At 65.7% G+C, this 15,213-nt stretch carries 15 protein-coding genes and 1 tRNA gene; 7 read left to right on the top strand and 9 right to left on the bottom strand.

All coding sequences use genetic code 11. The annotated features are described in order from the left end of the window. The first annotated feature begins 4 nt into the window (after nt 1-4). Genes QVN30_RS06950 through recN form a run of 6 tightly spaced genes read left to right on the top strand, consistent with a single transcriptional unit; the run spans nt 5 to nt 4,416 of the window. Nucleotides 5-367, top strand: coding sequence for an Asp23/Gls24 family envelope stress response protein (locus QVN30_RS06950; RefSeq protein WP_066832597.1), 363 nt, complete (start codon nt 5-7; stop codon nt 365-367). A gap of 5 nt (nt 368-372) precedes the next feature. Further along, a complete protein-coding gene (gene nusB / locus QVN30_RS06945) occupies nt 373-894 on the top strand; it encodes a transcription antitermination factor NusB (protein ID WP_289835885.1) in 522 nt (173 codons plus the stop codon). Next, a complete protein-coding gene (locus QVN30_RS06940; protein ID WP_066832274.1) occupies nt 887-1,144 on the top strand; it encodes an exodeoxyribonuclease VII in 258 nt (85 codons plus the stop codon). Before nusB ends, QVN30_RS06940 begins: the two co-directional genes overlap by 8 nt. Beyond that, on the top strand, nt 1,144-1,947 hold the full coding sequence (locus tag QVN30_RS06935; RefSeq protein ID WP_289835884.1) for a TlyA family RNA methyltransferase: 804 nt from the start codon (nt 1,144-1,146) through the stop codon (nt 1,945-1,947). Before QVN30_RS06940 ends, QVN30_RS06935 begins: the two co-directional genes overlap by 1 nt. After that, the gene (locus tag QVN30_RS06930; RefSeq protein ID WP_273358375.1) at nt 1,944-2,804 is read left to right on the top strand and encodes an NAD(+)/NADH kinase; all 861 of its coding nucleotides are present in this window, start codon (nt 1,944-1,946) and stop codon (nt 2,802-2,804) included. Before QVN30_RS06935 ends, QVN30_RS06930 begins: the two co-directional genes overlap by 4 nt. Beyond that, nucleotides 2,797-4,416, top strand: a complete 1,620-nt coding sequence (gene recN / locus QVN30_RS06925) for a DNA repair protein RecN (RefSeq protein ID WP_289835883.1) — start codon at nt 2,797-2,799, stop codon at nt 4,414-4,416. The genes QVN30_RS06930 and recN overlap by 8 nt, the downstream gene beginning before the upstream one ends. 89 nt (nt 4,417-4,505) lie before the next feature. On the opposite strand, the gene QVN30_RS06920 is transcribed toward recN, so the two are convergent. Genes QVN30_RS06920 through aroF form a run of 9 tightly spaced genes read right to left on the bottom strand, consistent with a single transcriptional unit; the run spans nt 4,506 to nt 14,803 of the window. Then, entirely contained in the window at nt 4,506-6,407 is a 1,902-nt protein-coding gene (locus QVN30_RS06920) for an FUSC family protein (protein ID WP_289835882.1), read from the bottom strand. 19 nt (nt 6,408-6,426) lie between these two features. Then, a complete protein-coding gene (gene aroQ / locus QVN30_RS06915) occupies nt 6,427-6,867 on the bottom strand; it encodes a type II 3-dehydroquinate dehydratase (protein WP_289835881.1) in 441 nt (146 codons plus the stop codon). Between the two features lie 35 nt (nt 6,868-6,902). Next, a complete protein-coding gene (locus tag QVN30_RS06910; protein WP_289835880.1) occupies nt 6,903-8,141 on the bottom strand; it encodes a shikimate kinase in 1,239 nt (412 codons plus the stop codon). Further along, entirely contained in the window at nt 8,142-9,287 is a 1,146-nt protein-coding gene (locus tag QVN30_RS06905; protein WP_289835879.1) for a bifunctional chorismate mutase/prephenate dehydratase, read from the bottom strand. Nucleotides 9,288-9,339: 52 nt separating this feature from the next. Further along, on the bottom strand, nt 9,340-10,443 hold the full coding sequence (gene aroC, locus QVN30_RS06900; protein ID WP_204569776.1) for a chorismate synthase: 1,104 nt from the start codon (nt 10,441-10,443) through the stop codon (nt 9,340-9,342). Between the two features lie 3 nt (nt 10,444-10,446). Further along, a complete protein-coding gene (gene aroA, locus QVN30_RS06895; protein WP_289835878.1) occupies nt 10,447-11,766 on the bottom strand; it encodes a 3-phosphoshikimate 1-carboxyvinyltransferase in 1,320 nt (439 codons plus the stop codon). Beyond that, entirely contained in the window at nt 11,760-12,863 is a 1,104-nt protein-coding gene (gene aroB, locus QVN30_RS06890; RefSeq protein ID WP_204569774.1) for a 3-dehydroquinate synthase, read from the bottom strand. The genes aroA and aroB overlap by 7 nt, the downstream gene beginning before the upstream one ends. An 18-nt stretch (nt 12,864-12,881) precedes the next feature. After that, the gene (locus tag QVN30_RS06885; RefSeq protein WP_289835877.1) at nt 12,882-13,781 is read right to left on the bottom strand and encodes a prephenate dehydrogenase; all 900 of its coding nucleotides are present in this window, start codon (nt 13,779-13,781) and stop codon (nt 12,882-12,884) included. Beyond that, on the bottom strand, nt 13,778-14,803 hold the full coding sequence (gene aroF, locus QVN30_RS06880) for a 3-deoxy-7-phosphoheptulonate synthase (protein WP_289835876.1): 1,026 nt from the start codon (nt 14,801-14,803) through the stop codon (nt 13,778-13,780). Before aroF ends, QVN30_RS06885 begins: the two co-directional genes overlap by 4 nt. Nucleotides 14,804-15,062: 259 nt before the next feature. On the opposite strand from aroF, the gene QVN30_RS06875 reads away from it, so the two are divergent. Continuing rightward, nucleotides 15,063-15,139: transfer RNA gene (locus tag QVN30_RS06875), tRNA-Arg, on the top strand. The last annotated feature ends 74 nt before the right edge of the window (nt 15,140-15,213 follow it).

Below are 15,213 nucleotides of genomic sequence, written 5' to 3'. Positions count from 1 at the left end.
GAACATGTCTGAAGAGATCAAGATCGACGGTATCGCCATCGCGCCCGAGGTGTTGTCCATTATCGTCTCCCATGTTGTCGAGGAGGTCGAGGGCGTCGCCTCCGTTGGCGTGAGGGATCTGGCCACGAATCTCGTGTCGATGTTTTCCGCCAAGAGCGCCGCACCCGCGCTGCCGCCCATCGAGGCCGAGGTTGAGGACAACAAGCTGCACCTGACCGTGCGCGTCACGGTGTTCTTCGGCTATCCCTTCAAGAAGCTCGCCGAAGCCATCCGCGCCGCTACGGTCAAGGCCATCGATGCCCAGATTGGCGTCGAGGTCGCTGCGGTCGACGTCTGCATCGACGGTCTGGTGTTTCCCAAGGAGTAACATACGTGAGTCTTAAAGTTGAACGCGGGCGCACCCTTGCCCGCAGCCAGGCGCTGCAGATCCTGTTTCAGGCGGAGGCGCTTGATAAGCCCGTGGACCAGGTGCTCGACGGCGACTTCCTGCTGTCGAAGGGTCCGTTGAACGAGTACGCCGAGAAGCTCGCTCGCGGCTGCTACGCCAACCTCGACCGCATCGACAACGCGCTGCACGAGGTGTCCGATAACTGGAGCCTGTACCGCATGCCGAGCGCCGATCGAAACCTGCTGCGCATCGCGGTGTACGAGATGCGCCTGCAGACCGACGACCCCATCGATGACGCCGTCGTCATCAACGAGGCCGTCGAGGTCGCCAAGGCGTACGGCACCGATGAGTCGGCTCGTTTTGTGAACGGCGTGCTCGGCCGCATCGCCCGTGCAGACGAGCTGCCCGGTCACGATGTTGAGCCCGAGGACGAGGCCGAGGACGATTCCGACGCCGATGTCGACGTGACCGATGCCGACGATCAAGACGACGAGTCCCATGAGTGATTCCACCCTTCACTCGTTTGACGACCTGACGGGCCGTCTCGATGAGATCATCGCCACCGTCAGGTCCAAGGACACCTCGCTGGAGCGATGCCTCGACCTGTTCGACGAGGCGATAGGGCTCGGCTCCAAGGCCGTCGATATGGTCGATACCTTCGAGCTTTCGCCCCGTGAGGAAGAGCAGCTGGCCGAGAGCATGGATGAGGATGCCGCCCACGGCGGCACGTCTGGTGCAGAGGAGCAGCAGCACTGATGAAGCGAGTGCGCCTCGACGAAGAGATGGTTGCGCAGGGCCTGTGCGCGGATCGCGCGGAGGCCCTGCGCTTATGCATGGCCGGCCTGGTCTCTAGCGCGGGCGAGAGGCTGGAGTCGGCGGCGACGCGCGTCGTCCCCGGGGTCGAGATCCACGTCAAAGGCCACCTGCCCTATGTGGGGCGCGGCGGGCTCAAGCTCGCAGGCGCCCTCGATGCGTTCCAGGTCGATCCGAGCGGCCTGTCCTGCCTGGATATCGGATGCTCGACGGGCGGATTCACCGACTGTTTGCTCCAACGCGGCGCCGACCATGTCGTGGCCGTCGACGTCGGTCGCGCCCAGTTCGCCTGGTCGCTACGAAACGATGAGCGCGTGACGCTGCTCGAGCGCACGAATATCGTCGATGTCCCCGATTTGGGCCATGCGCGCTCGTTCGATCTCGCCGTGTGCGACGTGTCCTTCACGAGCATCCGCGTCATCCTTCCCGCCGTTCTCGAGCTCTTGCGCGACTCAGGGCGCTTCCTCACCCTCGTCAAACCGCAGTTCGAGGCGTCTGCCGACGAGGTGGGCGAGGGGGGCATCGTGCGCGACCCCCGCGTGCACGCCCGCGTGCTTCAACAGACCGTCGCGCTGTTCGCCGAAAGCGGCCTGTATCCCGTCGACATCTGCGCATCCCCCATCACGGGCACCAAGGGAAACCGTGAGTTCTTCCTGCTCGGAGACTGCAGCCTGTACCATGCCCGCAGCTCTGAGGAGCTGGCTTGCCAGTGTACGCACCTCAACGTTAAGGCGGTGAACCTATGAAGATCTTTCTCGTCCCCAACTATCAGAAGAGCGAGGCGGTTCAAAGCGGCCTCACGCTCGAGCTGTGGCTGAGCCGTCAGGGCTACGAGGTGGTGTGGGCGGCGGACCAGAAGTCGAAGATCGCCGCCGAACCCGACATCGATGGCAGTGATCTCGTCATTTCCCTCGGCGGCGACGGCACCCTTCTGCGCGCCGTGCGCATCGTGGGGTCCCGCGAGATTCCCATCCTCGGTCTTTCGTACGGGCATCTCGGCTTTTTGACCGCCGCCAGCCCGGAGGAGCGCGACATCCTGCCCGTCGTTGCCGATGCTCTTGCCGGAGAGATGCATGTGAGCCGTCGCGCCACGATCCATTGCGACGTGTATTCCGTCGACGAGCGCGGGGAGGAGCACACCATCAGCGCATTCGGCCTCAACGACATCGCCCTCACCCGCGGCCCGCTCTCAGATATGGTCGAGTTCGACATCTCGGTATCCGGGCACCATATCGACCGCCTGCGCGGCGACGGCGTCGTCGTGTCGACGGCGACCGGATCGACCGGTTACGCCCTGTCGGCCGGCGGCCCCATCGTGAGCCCCGAATACACCGGGCTCGTGTGCGTGCCCATCGCCCCGCACACCATCCAGGCGCGCGCATTTTTGACGTCGCCTTCCGACATCGTCGAGGTGACGATGTCCCATGACCGGCCCTCCGTGCCCGCCATCGCGGTCGACGGCAGGTTCTTGACGCCGACGGGCGTTGTGGAGCGCCTTGTTTCCCGTCGCGGTGAGGCCGATGTCCTGCTGCTCGACTACGGTCCCGAGAGCTTCTACAATTCCGTCTCCCGCGTCTTTTACGGAGTGCGTCGCAATGATTGATGAGCTGCGCGTTTCCAATCTCGCCCTGATCCGCGAGGCGACGCTGGAGCCCTGCGAGGGCCTGACGGTACTCACCGGCGAGACGGGTGCGGGCAAGACCGCGCTCCTGTCCGCCTTGAAGCTCATCATGGGGGAGCGCGCCGACTCGTCCATGGTCCGTGAGGGAGAATCCTCCGCCACGGTCGAGGGTCGCCTCTTTCTGGGCGCGCGCGATACCGAGGGTACCGTGGTGCTGCGCCGGCTCGCTTCCGATGGGCGCAGCCGCGTCAAGATCGACGGCTCGCTTGCCAGCGTGCGCGAGCTCGCCGAGCGCGTCGGCTCGAATATCGACCTGTGCGGACAGCACGAGCACCAGCGCTTGCTGGATCCCTCTACTCATGTCGAGATGGTCGATGCGTGGGCTGGTCCCTCGGTTACGGGGCCTCTCGAGACGTACCGCGCCGCGCTTTCGGCGGCACGTGCGGCGCAGCGGGAGCTCGATCGGGTGGAGGCCGCCTCGCGCACGCAGGGGTCGCGGCTCGAGGAGGCCCGATTTGCCTACGAGCGCATCTGCGAGGTGGATCCTCGCGAAGGCGAGCTCGAAGAGCTCGAGGAGACGCTGCCGCGCGCGGAGCACGCTGAATCGCTGATCGCGTGCGCGCTTGATGCCGATCGGTACCTTTCGGGCGAGGACGGGTCGCTCGACGCCCTGAACGCGGCGATCGCCGAGCTTTCCCGCATGGGCTCGGTCGATGCCAAGCTTGCCGAGTTCGCCGACTCGCTGGCATCGGCCGCCATCACGCTCGAAGACGTCGCCTCGGAGCTTCGTCGCTACGCCCAGGATATCGATTTCGATCCCGAGCAGCTTGCCACTGCGCAGGATCGCATGGCTGAGCTGCGCGGCCTCATGCGTCAGTGGGGCCCGCGCATGGAAGATGTGTTCGCCAGGCGCGAGGAGGCCTCAGAGTTGCTCTCCCTGGTCGATGATGCCGACGAGCGGGTCCGTCGTGCCAAGGCGGCCCGTGACAAGGCGGAAGGAGAGCTCGCCAAGGCGGCGCGCGCTCTCATGCGTGCGCGCAACGCCGCGGCTCCGCGCTTTTGCCGCGAGGTGGGCAAGCAGATGATGCGCCTCGAGATGGGGCGCGCCGAGCTCGTTTGGGAGAGCAGGGATCTTCCGCGCGCCTCGTGGACGGAGGCGGGTCCTGCCGCCTGCGAGCTGCTGTATCGTAGCGGCGCCGGCCTGACCCCTCGTCCGCTTAGGCGCATCGCCTCGGGCGGTGAGCTTTCCCGCGTGATGCTCGCCTCCAAGGTCGTGCTCGGCGAGGCGGACGGCGTCGACACCCTCGTGTTCGATGAGGTCGATGCCGGCGTCGGCGGCTCCACCGCACGCGCTTTGGCGGTCGTGCTCGCCGACCTGGCCCGGACGCACCAGGTGATCGTCGTGACGCATCTGGCCCAGGTTGCCGTCATGGGCGATCGCCACTACGTCGTCTCCAAAACGGGCGATGACGTTCCCGAGACGCAGCTCATCCCTGTCGAGGGGGAGGACCGCGTGCGGGAGATCGCGCGCATGCTTTCCGGCGATGCCACCCAGGCCTCGCTCGACCATGCACGGGAGATGCTTGCCCGATAGGTCTTTTAGGGACAGGTGATTTTTGTTCATGCCGGTGCGGAGGCACCGGCATGAACAAAAATCACCTGTCCCTAAAAGACCATGCGGGCTTATTTGAGTTTGATGCGGTTGGCCATGTAGTGCTCGAGCGCGTAGCGCAGATCCTCGGAGTGGATTTGCGGGATGAGCTTGCCGGGCAGATAGCTGCGCGACATGGGCATCGTGCGGTCCTTGAGCGTCAGCGCGATATGGCGGATGAGGGCCAGGTCCTCGTCATCGAGCTCGCCCGCTTGGACAAGGTACTCGATCTGCTCGAGTTCAGAGAACATGTGCCAGCGCGTCACCAGGCGCGATTCCTCGTAATCGCGGACCACCTCGTCATCGAGGGCGCGGACGTACGCGATCGCCTCGTCGTAGACGAGATGATAGGCCGAGAGCATCTCGCCTGAGATGCGGAGCTCCACATGCTCGGTCACGCTGCGCTCGACGAACCCCCAGTACGCCTTGATGATGCCATTCAGCTGGCGCTTGTTGCACTCGAAGATCTTCTCCCGTTTGGAGGGGAGCACGAGGTAGTTGATGACGAGCACGATGCCGACGGCCATCAGCACATAGAAGAGGCGCAGCGCCATCGCCGTCGTCTCGTCGATTGTCAGCGAGGTCATCATCAGCGCGAACGAGGTGGCGAAGATGGCCTGGACCCAGCTTCCCGGCGTGCAGGCGTACACCAGCAGGATCATGACCATGCAGAAGCAGTATACGGCGAGCGGGTCGTGGATGATGTGGGACGCCGCGAACACCACGATGCAGCCGATGGCGGTGCCGAGCGGACGCGTGCGCATGCGATGCGTGCTCTCCTCGTAGCTCGGCATGAGGAGCAGAAACGCGTTCAGGGGCACCCAGTAGACATGGTTCGCGCCCCACAGCATGCTCATGGAGCAGGTGATGACCAGAACGACCGAGAGGCGCGTGGCGAATCGGAACTCAAAGGAATCGCTGTCGAGGTGGTGGATGAAGTTGGCCGCGATGTCGCGCAGCGGGGCCACGCGCCAGGGGAGATGCCGGCGGCGCTCGGGGGCCTGGGAGGTGATGAGCATCAGCGTGTGCAGCACGCTGTGGAAGAAGATGCGTGTCCGTCCCTCGGGCAGGTCGACCATGCTGAGAATCATCTTCAGCATGCGGTGGACCGCTGCGCATTCGGCCGGCGTCGACGCGGCGCGCACCTGCCTGACCATCGCGGCGACGTGATGGAAGACGGACAGATCGACATCGTGCTCGCGGCCGGAGCGCCAGGCGGGGTCCGAAAGCAGGTAGATGGCACGCTGGAAGAGTGTGGCGTACAGATAGTATTTCAGTGTCGTGCGGTTCGGCTCCTGGAACAGCTTGCGGCTGCTGAAGCAGAGCCGGTCGAACGTCTTCTCGAGCTTGAGGAATTCCTGGGACAGCAGGGCGGGCGACTCCCCGTCGGCGAGACGGTCGAGCAGCTCCGCCAGGTGCCCGAGGCTCTCATCGAGCTCGCGCTCCGGATCGCGCGAGCGGCCTTTGTACCATCGCGTGAAATACAGCACGACCACCAGCACGACGGTGGCGTAGACCGTGGACGCAAGCTGGATTAAGAACTCGTCGGGCGTGTGCGGGATCAGCTCGAGGAACACGAAGGCCATGACGTATCCGAAGTACGCCTTTTGGTCGAACTGGTTCGACTGGATCACGACGAGCAGGAACGGCACGATGATGTTCAGCGCGATGCAGCAGACGATGTTGAGCGTCGCTAGGTAGGAGAGGATGTTCAAGAAGGGGAGCGTGATGAGGATGCGCCCCAGCAGGGACGTCGAGAAGGCGACGTTGCGCTTGGTGCGAAAGATCACGATGATGGGCGAGATGATCATCGTGAAGGTGCTGCCGAACAGGGCGATGATCGAGGCGAACAGCAGCGTATAGAGCGCGCCGGATGAAAGCGCATCCGAGAGGCGCTCTTTGGCCTGTTGTCCCGCATGCCGTATGTCGACCATCGCTGCCCGTTCGCCGCCGTCAGCCGCGCTGCAGGTGGTCGGCGAGCAGCCTCAGCGCATGGGCGTACCCCTGCAGGCCCTCGCCGGTGATGGTCTTGATGCAGGCCGCGCGCACATACGAGATCTGGCGGAACTCCTCGCGATCCTCGACTGCGGAGATGTGCACCTCGATGCAGGGCAGGCTGACGGCCTTCACCGCATCGAGGAGGCCGACGCTCGTGTGCGTGTAGGCGGCCGGGTTGATGACGATGCCGTCGTAGGTGCCGAGCGCCTGCTGGATCTGGTCGATGAGGTCGCCCTCGTGGTTGGACTGGTATACCGCGACCTCATCGAATCCGGCGTCCGCCCCCGCCTTCTTGCAGAGGGCGACCAGGTCCTCATAGGTCTCGCGACCGTAGATATCCGGCTCGCGCACGCCGAGCATGTTCAGGTTCGGTCCGTTCAGGACAAGTGCTTTCACGGCGCATCCTCCTTACGCGTTGCGTTCGATGGGGCTCAGTGCGCAAGCCCGAGCTCGTCAATGACGGCCTCGGCGGTGCGCTCGGCGCAATCGCGCGACTTGACGATGAGGTCCGCCCAGGCGCGGTACAGGCCCATGCGCTGGTCGGCAAGCTTCTGCACGCCGTCGCGTGCGGATATCGGCCTGCCTGCGGACGAGAGCTCGCCGAGCGGACGGTCGAGCATGATGATACGGCTGTTCTCATGCAGCAGCTCGTAGTTTTCGGGGCGCGTGACCACGCCGCCGCCGCACGAGATGACAAGGCCCGACCGTGCGCCCAGCTCCCGCAGGCACGCGGTCTCCTCCTGCCTGAAGGCCTGTTCGCCCGACGTGGTGATGAACTCCGCGCAGCTGCGGCCGGTGCGTTCGGCGAATGCGGCATCGGCGTCGACGTGCTCGCGACCGAGCATGCGCGCAAGGTTCTGCCCGACGCGGGTCTTCCCACTGCCCGGCATGCCGATCAGGGCGATGTTCTGCGTCGAGGCCGAGAGCCGCTCGGTAACCTCGACGATGCGCGCGTCGTCGATATGCGCGCCCGTGTAGCGCTCGACGGCCTGCGCCGCCTGCGCGACGAGCATCAGCAGGCCGCCCGCGGTGGCGATGCCGAGGCGCTCGGCCTGCATCATGATGCCGGTGCGCGCAGGGTTGTAGACGATGTCGATGACGGCGCTGAGGTTGCCGAAGCGCTCGAGATCGAGGGGCGAGGCGGGGCAGTTGGGGTACATCCCCACGGGCGTGCAGTTGACGATGAGCTCGACGTCGCGGTACGCGTCGAGATCGTCGTAGGTCACCTCAGCGCTGCGTCCGACCGTGATCGCGCGCACGCCCATATCGGACAGGACGGTGCGCGCCGTCGTCCCGGCTCCTCCGCTGCCCCCGAGCACGAGCGCGGTCGTTCCGGCCACATCGATGCCCAGCGACTCGACCAGGAACTTGAACCCGAAGTAATCGGTGTTGTCTCCACGCAGGCGCCCGTCAGCAAGGCGCACGATCGTGTTCACGTTCCCAAGGCGCTCGGCCGCTTCGGCGAGCTCATCGAGATAGGGCATCACGGCCCGCTTGTAGGGGATCGTGACGTTGACGCCCTCCCATTCGTCTCCGCGCAGGAACTCCTCGAGCTGCTCGGGCTCCCGCTCGAAGCGCACGTAGTCCATATCGGCGAGATCGCGGTAGATGGCGGGGGTGTAGCTGTGCTTGAGTGTGCGTCCGAGCACGCCGTAGGGGCGCGTCGCCATCTAGACCACCTCCGTGTACGATCCGATGTAGGTGTAACGCTCGCACACGTCGTCGAGGGCGTCGAGCAGCGTGTTGAGCGCCGGCGTGCCGAAGGGGCAGTCGAGGTCGAAGTAGAACATGAACTCGAAGTCCCGGTTGCCGATGGGGCGGCTCTCGAGCTTGACGAGGTTGATGTCGAGCGCGTAGAGCCGTTCGAGCACCCGGTAGAGCGAACCGGGGGCGTGCGGCAGGGTCAGCATCAGCGACGTGCGTGTGGCGCCGGGGTAGATGCGCGGGGTTGCGGACACGACGACGAAACGGGTGAAGTTGCTCCCCTCGTTTTGGATGTCCTCCCGCAGGACATCGAGCCCGTACAGCGAGGCGCAGTCTCGAGAGGAGAGCGCGGCGATATCGCGACGATCGCTGGTGGCGACGCGCTCCGCCGCCTTCGCGGTGTTTTCGCACACGTGCACGCGCACGCCGAGCTCCTCGATCGCGTCGGAACATTGCGCGAGGGCCTGCTCATGGGAATAGATTTCGCGGATGTCCTCGAGACGCACGCCGGGCTTTGCGAGCAGCTGATGATCGATTTTGAGCCGCAGGGAGCGCACGATGGAGAACCGGTACTGCGCGAGCAGGTCGTAGACGGCGTTCACCGATCCGGCGGTGGAGTTCTCGATGGGAAGGACGCCGAACTCGACCAGGCCGTCGCGCACCGCGCGGAACACGCCCTCGAACGAGGTCATGAACGTGATCTTGGGCACTTTGAACAGCTTGCAGGCAGCGATCTGGCTGTAGGCTCCCTCGACGCCCTGGCAGGCGACGGTGGCTGTGGTGGGGAACGGCTGGTCGACCGGCATGAGCGATGCGAGGGCGCCCGAAGACACGCTCTTGGGGTCGCCCTCGTGCAGGATCTTGAGCTGAGCCGCCTTGTTCATGCTCATCAGCAGCGAGAACAGGCTCGCGACCTCGGGGGCGAGCTCCTCGGGCGCCGCATGGACCAGCGTGTGGAGCTTGTCGCGCTCCCGGGCGGGGTCGAACACCGCCTTGCCGGTGCGCTTTTTTGACGCGGCCACCTCGGCGGCAAGGCCCATGCGTTCGACGAACAGATCGAGGATGTCGGCATCGATCTCATCGAGACGGGCGCGAATGTCGGTTAGTTCCATGGTTGTTCCTCAACGGTAAGGTAGATGGGGGCGGATCGGGAAGCGGGCTCGATCAGGCAGGAAAGCGGAAGCCGTCTTCCAGCATGGCGTCGAGCAGGGCGAGGGCGCACGCGGCCTCGGCGACGGGTACGGCGCGCGGCACGATGCACGGGTCGTGGCGCCCGCGGACGGTAAGGTCCGCGTCCGCGCCCGCGTCCATGTCGACGCTGCGCTGCGGGGTTCCGATCGATGGCGTCGGCTTGACGGCCATGCGCCAGATGACGGGCGCTCCCGTGGAGATGCCGCCCAGGATGCCCCCGGCGTTGTTGGTCTGGGGGCGCACCTCGGTGGCCTCCATGCGGTAGGGGTCGTTGTTCTCGCTGCCGTGCATCCGCGCGGCGGCGAATCCGGCGCCGAATTCGACGCCCTTGACGGCGGGGATGCCGAACGCGATGCGGGCGATGCGGTTCTCCAGGCCGTCGAACATGGGGTCGCCGACTCCCACGGGGACCCCGTAGGCCGCGCATTCAATCACGCCGCCGACGCTGTCCATCTGCTGCTTCGCCTCCAGGATGCACGAGCGCATCCGGCTTGCCGCCATGGAGCTGATACACGGCAGCGGATTGGCCGAAATCAGGGTCGTCTGGGCCTCGTTGAGCTTCATCGGGTCGAGCGGCATGTCCACGACAGGTTCGGGTCCCAGGCTCGCGATGTGGGCGACGATGCGGATGCCGTGCAGGGAGAGCGCCTGCAGGGCGATGCCGCCCGCGATGCACAGCGGGGCGGTCAGCCTCCCGGAGAAATGGCCGCCGCCGGAGACGTCGTGGTTGTTCGCGTACTTGATGCGTGCCGGATAGTCGGCATGCCCCGGGCGCGGGATGCGCCTGAGCTCGGCGTAGTCGACCGATCTCGTGTTGGTGTTGCGGATGATCGCCGCGATCGGGGCGCCGTTGGTGTGCCCGTCGGTGATGCCGGCGATGAATTCCGGCCGGTCGGCCTCCTTGCGCGCGGTCGATGTCGGCGCATGGCCGGGCGCGCGCCGATCGAGGAAGCGCTGCAGCTCGTCCGCGTCGACCGGGATCCCCGCGGGGATGCCGTCGAGGGAGCACCCGATGGCGGGGGAGTGCGACTGGCCGAATATGGAGAGCGTGATCGCGTTGCCGAATACCGATGCCATGCGCTACTCCTCGGTCAGCTCGACGCGTCCGCCGAGCATGCGGTAGTGGTCGAAGAACGCCGGGTACGACTTGCGGACCGCCTCGGCGCCATGGATGAGCACCTCGCCGTCGCAGCGGATGGCGGCGATGGCGGCCATCATGGCGATGCGGTGGTCGTTGTGCGAATCGACCTCGCCGCCGGACAGGCGCTCCTGCCCGTAGATGACGAGGCTGTCATGATCGATGGTGACATGTGCGCCGAGCGCGGCGAGCTCGGATGCCGTCGTGGCCAGGCGATCGGATTCCTTGATGCGCAGGCGGGCGCAGTCGCGAATGATAGTCGTGCCGTCGGCGCACGCCGCGACGGCGGAGATGACGGGCACCAGATCGGGGATGTCCTGCGCGCTCATCGAGAAGGCGTGCAGGTTGTCCGGTTGCACGATGGCGGCTTCTGATGCGCGCTTCGTGCGCGCGCCGAAACGAGAGAGGGCGGCGAGCACGTTGCGGTCCCCTTGGGCGGAGGTCAGGGAGATCCCGCGGACCTCGACGGGCTCGTTTCCGAGCGCTCCCGCGCACAGCCAGAAGGCGGCGTTCGACCAGTCGCCCTCGACCTTGACCTCGCCGGGCGTGCGGTAGACGTTGCCGCTCGAGCGGAAGCGCGTGATGTCGTCAATCCCGTTGGGAGCCGTCATGCGCTCGATGGCGATGTCGACACCGAACAGCTTGAGCGCCTGCAAGGTCAGGTTGATATACGGCCTGCTCTCGATGCGGCCGTGCACCTCGATCTCCGAGTCGCCGGGCAGCAGGGGGAACGACAGCAGCAAACCCGAGATGAACTGCGAGCTCACCGTACCGGGGAGCACGAAACGCCCCGGGCGCAGCCGTCCCGACGTGACGAGCGGGAAGCCGCCGTCGGCGGACAGCGTGCAGCCTGCCGCCATGAGCTCGTCGGTGAGGGGCGTGAGGGGGCGCTCGCCGAGGCGCTGGGCGCCGACGAAGGTCGCCTGCGCCCCGAGTGCGCAGGCGACGGGCAGCATGAAGCGCAGCGTGCTTCCCGACTCGCCGCAGTCGAGCTTGGCGCCCTGGAACGCCTTGAGGATGCCGAGCTCGATGCTCTTGGGAACGGGGTGGACCTCATATCCGTCGTCGACGACGTTGATGCGCGCCCCGAGCGAGGTGAGGCAGCGCACGGTCGCGTCAATGTCCGCGCACGTGGTGTTGCAGACGACATGCGTCGTCCCGCTCGACAGCGCTGCCGCGATGATGAGGCGGTGCGCCATGGATTTCGAGGCGATAGCCGGGACGGATCCGGCGAGCGGGGTCGGGGTAATGCGGGCTAGCATGCGATATCACCCTCCTGCATCTCGAGTCCTTCGGAAATGATCGAGCGGAATTCCTCCAGATCGGTGGGCTCGATGGAGCACGCGCCGATGGCATGCGGGATGACCAGGTCGATCGAATCCCCGCGACGCTTCTTATCATGGAGCGCCGCGGCGTAGATCTCCTCGACGTTGCGGCTGCAGGTGTTCTGGAGCCCGTGGGCGGCAGTCAGGGAGCGGATGCGCGAAGGCACCTCGGCGTCGCAGTACCCGCGGTGCGCGGACGCTGACGCGATGAGGTTCATGCCGATGGCGACGCACGTGCCGTGCCCGAGGCGGTAGCTCTCGGACGCCTCCACCGCATGGCCGATGCTGTGCCCGAAGTTGAGCAGCTTGCGTACGGACGATTCGCGCTCGTCGGCCACCACGACGGCCCTCTTGATGTCGATGTTGCGCGCAACGAGCAAAGCGACGCGCGAGACGTCCTCCATCAGCAGGTCGAGCGTGAGCGGCGTGCGCTCCAGCTCCTCGAACAGGTCGGCGTCGGCGATGGCCGCGTGCTTGATCACCTCGCCGCAGCCGTCGGCGAACTGCTCGCGCTCGAGCGTGGCGAGGCAGCCGATATCGGCGATGACGAGCTTGGGCTGCCAGAAGGCGCCCGCGAGGTTCTTTCCCGCCGCGAGGTCGATGGCGCACTTGCCGCCGACCGAGGAGTCGACCATGGCGAGCAGGCTGGTGGGAACCTGCACGAAGCTGCAGCCACGCATATAGGTTGCCGCGGCAAAGCCGGCCATATCTCCGGTGACGCCGCCGCCCAGGGCGATGACCACATCGGAGCGGGTCATCTCATGGCGGGCCATGAACTCGAGGATCGAGACGTACGTGTCGGCGCGCTTGTGCTCCTCACCCGCCTCGAACGTGAACACGTCGACCGCGTAGCCGGCCTCTTCCAGGCTTTTGCGCACGGGCAGCGCATAGAGCGGGCCCACGTTCGTGTCGGTGACGATCACGGCGCGATCGCCGCCGCACGCCTCGCGCGTCAGCGTGCCGGTCTGCTCGAGCAGCATCGTGCCGATATAGACGCGATAGGGCTGCTTGGTATCGATGTCGAGGATATACATATTCGGCCTTTCGGTGGATTACGATGCGCGTTCGTTGGCGTCGTCGAGGCTCCGCTTGATGCGGTCGCCCTCGGCGAGCAGCATGCGGAGCCGGTCCCGGTCGCCCGCATCGAGCGCGTCGCGATACGCGGAGAGCGCATCGATGAGCCAGGTGATCTCCTGGCTCAGGTTCTTCGCGTCGTCACACATGAGCTCTGCCCACATGGACGGGTTCAGGTGGGCGACGCGCGTGAGGTCGCGATAGCTCCCCGCCGAGAACCCATGATGGACCTGCGCGGTCGGGCTCTTGACGTACGCGTTGGACACGACGTGCGCGAGCTGGCTCGTGAACGCGATGACCGCGTCGTGGGCCTCGGGCGTCGTGACGCTGAACGTGCCGAAGCGAAGCGGCGCGAGCAGCGTGTTCACGCGGTCGAGAAGCGTCAGGCGTGAGATGTCGTCGACGGGCGGCGGCGTGAGCACCATGGGGGCCCCGCAGAAGAGGTCAGCGCGCGCGAAGGCGAAACCCGAGTTCTCGGTTCCTGCCATGGGGTGGGCTCCCACGAACGCGAACGAATGGTCGCGCGCGAGCTCGAAGGCGCGCTCGCAGACGGCGGTCTTGACGCCGGCGGTGTCGATGACCACCGGGCCCGTTCCGGCAGCCGGGTCGGAGCAGGATCCGAGCAGTTCGGCGTGCTCCTCAAGCCATGCGGTGCAGGCGCCGGGGTAGGCGGCGAGCACGATCAGGTCGCACGTGGGGATCGCCCGGTCGTCGAGCTCGCCGGCGATCGTCTCTATGCGCGCGGCGTCCATGGTGTCGGCGCTCGTGTCGTATGCAAAGACCGTCGCCCCGGCCGCGCGGTAGGCGCGGGCGAAGCTGCCCCCGATGAGACCCAGGCCGACGATGCCGATGCGCATGTCCTGCGCCCGGGTGGTCATGATTGATCATCGCCCGTCGAGATGACGGCTCGGATGGCCCGGATGCGGTCCATCGTGCGGTCGAACTGATCCGGGGTGAGCGCCTGGGAGCCGTCCGACCACGCCTTCTCCGGGCAGTCGTGCACCTCGATCTCAAGGCCGTCGGCACCGGCGGCGCAGGCGGCGAGCGCCATGGGTTCCACGTAGCGGGTGTAGCCGGTCGCGTGGCTCGGGTCGGCCACGACCGGCAGGTGGGACAGGTAGTGGAGGACGGGGACCGCGTTCAGGTCGAAGGTGTTGCGCGTGCGCGTCTCGAACGTGCGGATGCCGCGCTCGCACAGGATCACGTTCTCGTTGCCCTCGCTCATGATGTACTCGGCTGCCATGAGCAGCTCGTCGATCGTGCCCGACATGCCGCGCTTCAAAAGGACGGGGGTCGTGGTCTTTCCGACCTCTTTGAGCAGGGAGAAGTTTTGCGCATTGCGCGCGCCGATCTGCATGACGTCGATGCCGCGGTCCACGAACAGCTGGACGTCGCGCGGGTCCATGACCTCGGTCACGATCGGCATGTCGAGCTCTCCTGCCGCCTCGATGAGCAAATCGAGACCCTCGGCTCCCATGCCCTGGTATGCGTAGGGCGAGGTGCGGGGCTTGAACGCGCCGCCGCGCAGCATGGTGGCGCCCGCCTTCTTCACGCGCCGGGCGATGGTCAGGAGGTTCTTGCCCTCTACGGAGCAGGGGCCCGCGATAACCTGGAAGTTGCCCCCGCCGATCTTCACGCCGTGCCCGCAGTCAACCACGGTGTCGGCGGGATGGAACTTCCTGTTCGCCTTCTTGAACGGTTCGGAGACGCGCTGAACGCGCTCCACGATGTCCATGGACTCCAGCAGAAACGGGTCGATCTTGGTCGTGTCGCCGACGAGTCCGATAACGATCTCGTTCTCACCATAGGACACGTTGGTCTGAAGACCCTTTTTCTCGATCCACGAGACAAGGTGGTTGACGGCGTCGTCAGATGCGCTTTTGCGCAGAATGGCGATCATGGCGCTCCTTTCCGGTCAGGGTAATAGGGCAGTGTATACCAAACGTTCGCTCTGCTGCACTGCAGTGTTCAACTTTAACCCGTTCGTAGCCTACTGGGCGAACTTTTAGGGACAGTCCCCTTTGGTTCACGGCGGCGCACGTGCGCCGCCGTGAACCAAAGGGGACTGTCCCTAAAAGTTCGCCGCCGGAAGTTCACGCATGGGACTTGTGTGGATAGTGGCGCGCCCCGCGCTCGGTCGCTATAATCGATTGCGTTGCGCCCCATTAGCTCAGGGGATGAGAGCGTCTGCCTCCGGAGCAGAAGGCCGTTGGTTCGAATCCAACATGGGGCACCAAGCGATTCTGTTGAGAACCGCGTCGGATGACGGCGCTGGTTCTCTTTTTATATTGGCCGACCGTGATGTTCAAG

The sequence above is a fragment of the Collinsella ihumii genome (genome assembly GCF_030385545.1).
Classification (GTDB): domain Bacteria; phylum Actinomycetota; class Coriobacteriia; order Coriobacteriales; family Coriobacteriaceae; genus Collinsella; species Collinsella ihumii.
Note: the sequence above shows the minus strand (reverse complement) of the source record. Positions and strands in the feature narration are given on the sequence as shown.

Coding starts and splice junctions, on each gene's coding strand:
- QVN30_RS06885 (WP_289835877.1), bottom strand. CDS start 13,781: ATGACCACCCGGGCGCAGGACATGCGCATCGGCATCGTCGGCCTGGGT.
- recN (WP_289835883.1), top strand. CDS start 2,797: ATGATTGATGAGCTGCGCGTTTCCAATCTCGCCCTGATCCGCGAGGCG.
- aroF (WP_289835876.1), bottom strand. CDS start 14,803: ATGATCGCCATTCTGCGCAAAAGCGCATCTGACGACGCCGTCAACCAC.
- QVN30_RS06920 (WP_289835882.1), bottom strand. CDS start 6,407: ATGGTCGACATACGGCATGCGGGACAACAGGCCAAAGAGCGCCTCTCG.
- QVN30_RS06935 (WP_289835884.1), top strand. CDS start 1,144: ATGAAGCGAGTGCGCCTCGACGAAGAGATGGTTGCGCAGGGCCTGTGC.
- QVN30_RS06950 (WP_066832597.1), top strand. CDS start 5: ATGTCTGAAGAGATCAAGATCGACGGTATCGCCATCGCGCCCGAGGTG.
- QVN30_RS06940 (WP_066832274.1), top strand. CDS start 887: ATGAGTGATTCCACCCTTCACTCGTTTGACGACCTGACGGGCCGTCTC.
- aroC (WP_204569776.1), bottom strand. CDS start 10,443: ATGGCATCGGTATTCGGCAACGCGATCACGCTCTCCATATTCGGCCAG.
- aroB (WP_204569774.1), bottom strand. CDS start 12,863: ATGTATATCCTCGACATCGATACCAAGCAGCCCTATCGCGTCTATATC.
- QVN30_RS06910 (WP_289835880.1), bottom strand. CDS start 8,141: ATGGCGACGCGCCCCTACGGCGTGCTCGGACGCACACTCAAGCACAGC.
- QVN30_RS06930 (WP_273358375.1), top strand. CDS start 1,944: ATGAAGATCTTTCTCGTCCCCAACTATCAGAAGAGCGAGGCGGTTCAA.
- QVN30_RS06905 (WP_289835879.1), bottom strand. CDS start 9,287: ATGGAACTAACCGACATTCGCGCCCGTCTCGATGAGATCGATGCCGAC.
- aroA (WP_289835878.1), bottom strand. CDS start 11,766: ATGCTAGCCCGCATTACCCCGACCCCGCTCGCCGGATCCGTCCCGGCT.